The organism is Rhodococcus sp. OK611, assembly GCF_003050885.1.
GTDB classification, from domain to species: Bacteria; Actinomycetota; Actinomycetes; order Mycobacteriales; family Mycobacteriaceae; genus Rhodococcus_G; species Rhodococcus_G oryzae.
Map to the genome: position 1 here is coordinate 1 of NZ_QAOZ01000034.1, position 5,134 is coordinate 5,134.

3 protein-coding genes and 1 pseudogene are annotated in these 5,134 nt (G+C 67.3%); 3 read left to right on the top strand and 1 reads right to left on the bottom strand.

All coding sequences use genetic code 11. The annotated features are described in order from the left end of the window. Positions 1–228: 228 nt before the first annotated feature. Positions 229–1,854 carry a PucR family transcriptional regulator gene (locus tag C8K38_RS26695; RefSeq protein ID WP_097214441.1) on the bottom strand — a complete coding sequence of 542 codons (1,626 nt, stop codon included), beginning with the start codon at positions 1,852–1,854 and terminating at the stop codon, positions 229–231. 134 nt (positions 1,855–1,988) lie between these two features. Between C8K38_RS26695 and C8K38_RS26700 the strand changes: the two genes are divergently transcribed. From C8K38_RS26700 to C8K38_RS26710, 3 genes and pseudogenes are all read left to right on the top strand, one after another. Then, positions 1,989–3,497, top strand: coding sequence for a CoA-acylating methylmalonate-semialdehyde dehydrogenase (locus C8K38_RS26700; RefSeq protein ID WP_097214443.1), 1,509 nt, complete (start codon positions 1,989–1,991; stop codon positions 3,495–3,497). Between the two features lie 20 nt (positions 3,498–3,517). Further along, complete coding sequence (locus tag C8K38_RS26705; protein ID WP_097214442.1) at positions 3,518–4,906, top strand: aspartate aminotransferase family protein; 1,389 nt, start codon at positions 3,518–3,520, stop codon at positions 4,904–4,906. 114 nt (positions 4,907–5,020) lie between these two features. Next, positions 5,021–5,134, top strand: a pseudogene (locus C8K38_RS26710) (pyridoxal 5'-phosphate synthase lyase subunit PdxS); the annotation flags it as partial.

Genomic DNA, 5,134 nt, shown 5'->3' on the forward strand with positions numbered 1-5,134 from the left:
GTGGTCATGGGTACAACCTTTTGATGTGAGCGGGACTGCCGCGGCCCGCGGTGTGTTGGGGGGTCACTCGTTCCGTGCGAGTTCAGTCACCATAGCCACAGAAGTGGTCGCTGTCACCCCTCATGAACAGAAATGGCCCACAACACTTGTTGATCTAGCAGTTCTAGGTCGATCAATTTGATGAAAGATCAGTATCGATCTGGCTGCCCTGTCGGGGCGGGGTGTGCGTCAGGGGGTGTCGTGACCCGGTGCGCCTGCGCGACTGTCGAGAATGAGGACGGCGGTGTGCAGCGAGGTGCGGGACTCGGCGTCGTCGAGATCGACGCCGAGGAGGCGCTCGATGGTGGCCAGCTTGGAGTACAGCGTCGGCCGTGACAGGTGCAGTCGCTTGGCCAGCTCGGTCTTGTTGCCGCCGAGTGCCAGGAAGCTGCGGAGCACGTGGAAGGAGTCGTCGTCGTGCCGCGCCGCGTGTTCGAGGAGGCCCCGGAGCTCGGTTTCGGCAAAGGCCTGCACGCGCGGGTCGGTGCGCAGGAGCGCTACCAGTCCGCGCAGCCGGATATCCGAGGAGCGGTGAAACAGCTTGTCGTCCAACGGCAATGACTGGGCAACGTCCGCGATGTGCGCGGATTCCGTGAGCCCGACCGCGGCGTCCAGCAGGCGGGTGGATTCCGGCCCCGCGCCGATGGTGCACCGGCTGACGCCCTCGATCCTGCCCAGCGCGGAGCGGATCTCCGCGCAGACTGCCTGCAGGACGTCGGCGGTTGAACTGCCGGGCGGGCGCGAGAGCAGCAGGTCGATCCTTCCGTCCTGTGGATTCGAGGCGAGGGCGGTGTTGCGTGAGGCGCGGATCGCGTGGCGGATGGCGTCGAGCATGCGTACGCGTCGCCGCTGTGCGAAAACCTGGTCGACACTGGATATTTCGCCGACTCGCACCGTCATGGGGAGATAGGTCAGGCCCGGCCGCATGCCGAGGGCGTGAGCGCGTGCGGTCGCCTCTGCCTCGTCCTCGATGCGACCTCGGCGGAGCTCGTAGACGAGGCCGCTCTGGGCCTGCTGCTCGAGTGCGGTTCCCTCCTGCTCGACCATCCGGTGCAGTGCGAGTGCCTGGGCGGCACGTTCGAGGGTCATTCGCGTCCGCGCCTCGGCCGCGGTCGGGAACGGCGCGACGAGTCGGCCCCATTCCTGGCGGTGCGCGCCCACCGGGGTCGTGGTCCACGCCTCCGGTCCGCCGATCGCGGTCTGGTGCGAGATCGGAGTGAGCCGCGACCGGCGTTCCCAGTCCGAGAGCAACTCGGCCGCCGGGGCGCCGTGCGACGCGAACGCGAGCACCTGCCGGGTGAGGTCCTCGAGAACGATCGGGGTGTCGAGCATGCTCGCCGCGGCGTCGACTATCTCGCTCAGGGGAGCCCGTTTCATGCTCAGGTCGGTGAAGATCTCGTGCGCTTGCCGCGCGAAGGCGACCTCGGCGTACTGCTCCGCGACGATCGAGCGATGCACCTCCTCGGTGACCTCGACGAATCGGACCTGTCGGTGCAGGGCGATCACGGGCAGCCCGAGCCGGTCGGCCGCCTCGGGCATTTCCGCCGGCACCGCCTCGGCATGGACGCCGAGTTCGATCACCAGCCCGGTCGCACCCGCCGCTGCCAGGCCTTCGAGGTAACTCACCGGGTCGTGGGTGAGCGGGAGCCCGGTCGTGAGGACGAGTTCGCCGCCCTGGAGCAGGTTCGACAGGTCGGGCAGGTCGCTGACGTGTACCCATCGGACGGGCCGGTCGAGTGCACCGCCGCCGACCACTTCCGGCTCACCGGCCTGGATGACGGGGAGCGCGAGGATGTCGACAACGGTCGGCAGCATTGACGCAGTGTAAAGCAGGGGGTGGATTCTCTTACATTGTGTAGGGCCGGGTGGGCTGTTGCGGGACCGAGAGTGGAGATCTCACCCGCGACGGACGGTCGCGCATCGGCTCACTCGACAAGGACGTTCTCTTCATGACTCTCAGCGATGGTGTTCGGACGATCTCGCACTGGTCCGACGGTAAGGGCTTTGCCGGCACGAGCGGCAACACCGCTCCGGTGACCAACCCGGCGACGGGCGCCGTCACCGGTGCGGTCGCGCTGGCGAGTGTCGAGGACGCGCGGACCGTGATCGCCGCCGCCACCGCGGCATTCCCGGCCTGGCGGGACATGTCCCTCGCGAAGCGCACAACGATCATCTTCAAGTTCCGCGAATTGCTCAACGAGCGCAAGGAGGAACTCGCCGCGATCATCACCGCTGAGCACGGCAAGGTGCTTTCGGACGCCCTCGGTGAAGTCTCCCGGGGCCAGGAGGTGGTCGAGTTCGCCTGCGGGATCGCGCACCTGCTCAAGGGTGGGATGACCGAGAACGCCTCCACCGCAGTCGATGTCGCCTCCATTCGTCAGCCGGTCGGCCCGGTGGGGATCATCTCTCCGTTCAACTTCCCCGCGATGGTCCCGATGTGGTTCTTCCCGGTCGCCATCGCCGCAGGCAACACCGTCATCCTCAAGCCGTCCGAGAAGGATCCGAGCGCGGCGATCTGGATGGCCGAGCTGTGGGCCGAGGCCGGCCTGCCCGCAGGCGTGTTCAACGTGCTCCAGGGCGACAAGACCGCCGTCGACGAGTTGCTGACGAACCCGGCGATCAAGGCGATCTCCTTCGTCGGGTCCACCCCGATCGCCCAGTACGTCTACGCCACCGGCACCGCCCACGGCAAGCGCGTGCAGGCGCTGGGTGGGGCGAAGAACCATGCAATCGTGCTGCCGGATGCAGACCTGGACCTGGCCGCGGACGCCATGGTCAACGCCGGTTTCGGGTCCGCGGGCGAACGCTGCATGGCCATCAGTGCACTCGTCGCGGTGGGGGACATCGCCGACGAGTTGGTCGAGAAGATCGCCGAGCGCACCCGGGGCCTCAAGACCGGTGACGGCACCAAGGACTCCGACATGGGCCCGCTGGTGACGAAGGCGCACCGCGACAAGGTTTCGTCCTACGTCGACGCCGGCGAGGCGGCGGGCGCCACGATCGTCGTCGACGGCCGCGACGTCCAGGCAGACGGTGGTGCCGACGGGTTCTGGCTCGGTCCCACCCTCATCGACAACGTCACCACCGACATGTCCGTCTACACGGACGAGATCTTCGGGCCGGTCCTGTCCGTCGTGCGCGTCGATTCGTACGAGGAGGCGCTGGACCTCATCAACTCCGGCCCGTTCGGGAACGGCACCGCGATCTTCACCAACGACGGAGGCGCCGCTCGCCGCTTCCAGAACGAGGTGGAGGTCGGGATGGTCGGGATCAATGTCCCGATCCCCGTCCCCACGGCGTACTACAGCTTCGGCGGATGGAAGAACTCGCTGTTCGGCGACACCCACGCGCACGGTGCAGAGGGCGTGCACTTCTTCACCAGGGGCAAGGTCGTCACCACTCGGTGGCTCGACCCCAGCCACGGCGGCATCAACCTCGGCTTCCCCCAGAACAACTGAGCGGAGAGGACTTTCACGCCATGACGACAACAACGCACCAGGACCTCCTGCCCACCGGCCAGTCCATCGACGAGGCCCGCGCCGAGGGTGAGCGGGCATTCGCGCTCGACCGCGCGCACGTCTTCCATTCGTGGTCGGCGCAGGAGCAGATCACCCCGATGACGATCCTCGCAGCCGAGGGGTCGTACGTGTGGGACGGCAACGGAAACCGACTGCTGGACTTCTCTTCTCAGCTGGTCAACACCAACATCGGTCATCAGCACCCGACCGTCGTCGCGGCCGTGCAGGCGCAGGCGGCAAAGCTGTGCACGATCGCGCCGCAGTACGTCAACGACGCCCGCTCCGAGGCGGCCCGCCTGATCGCCGAGCGGACCCCTGGCGATCTGAACAAGGTGTTCTTCACCAACGGCGGCGCGGACGCCGTCGAGCACGCGGTGCGGATGGCCCGACTGCACACCGGCCGCTACAAGGTGCTCTCGCGGTACCGGTCGTACCACGGCGGCACCGACACCGCGATCAACCTGACCGGTGACCCGCGTCGCTGGCCCAACGATCGCGGCAACAGCGGCATCGTGCATTTCAACGGTCCCTTCCTCTACCGCTCGCAGTTCCACGCGGCCGATGAGGCTCAGGAGACCGAGCGAGCGCTCGCACACCTCGACCAGTTGGTCGCGATGGAGGGACCGAGCACGATCGCTGCCATCATCCTCGAATCGGTACCGGGCACCGCGGGCATCATGGTTCCCCCACCCGGCTATATGGCCGGGGTCAGGGAGATCTGCGACCGCCACGGCATCGTGTTCATCGCAGATGAGGTGATGGCCGGCTTCGGGCGGACCGGAAAGTGGTTTGCGATAGATCATTTCGATGTGGTCCCAGACCTGATCACCTTCGCCAAGGGTGTGAACTCCGGCTACGTCCCGCTGGGCGGCGTCGCGATCAACGCCGAGATCGCGGCGACATTCGCCAACCGGGCGTACCCCGGTGGGCTGACGTACTCGGGCCATCCACTGGCCACCGCCGCCGCTGTCGCCACCATCAACGCGATGGAGGAGGAGAAGATCGTCGAGAACGCTGCCCGGATCGGCAACGAGATCCTCGGTCCCGGACTGCGCGAACTCGCCCAGCGGCACCCGTCGGTCGGTGACGTCCGCGGTGTCGGCGTGTTCTGGGCGATCGAACTCGTCACCGACCGTGGGACGAAGGAACCGCTCGCCCCGTACGGCGCCTCCAGCCCGGCGATGAACGAGGTCATCACGGCGTGCAAGTCCGCCGGACTGCTGCCGTTCGCGAACTTCAACCGGATCCACGCGGTGCCGCCGTGCACCGCCACCGACGCCGAGGTTCGGGAGGGGCTTGCGATCCTCGACACCGCGCTCTCGGTCGCGGACGCGCACACCGCGCGCTGAGTACCCGATCCGCCCCATGGTCAACGGCGCCCATGGGGCGGATCGCCGTTTCGGCCCCCGGCCCGCCCACCATCACCTCGTACCCAGAGGTGAAATCTCCCAGAGGAATACAGAATGCTCGACACTGAATCGTCCACCGGCACGGCCCGCGTCAAGCGCGGCATGGCCGAGATGCTCAAGGGCGGGGTCATCATGGACGTCGTCAACGCAGAGCAGGCGAAGATCGCC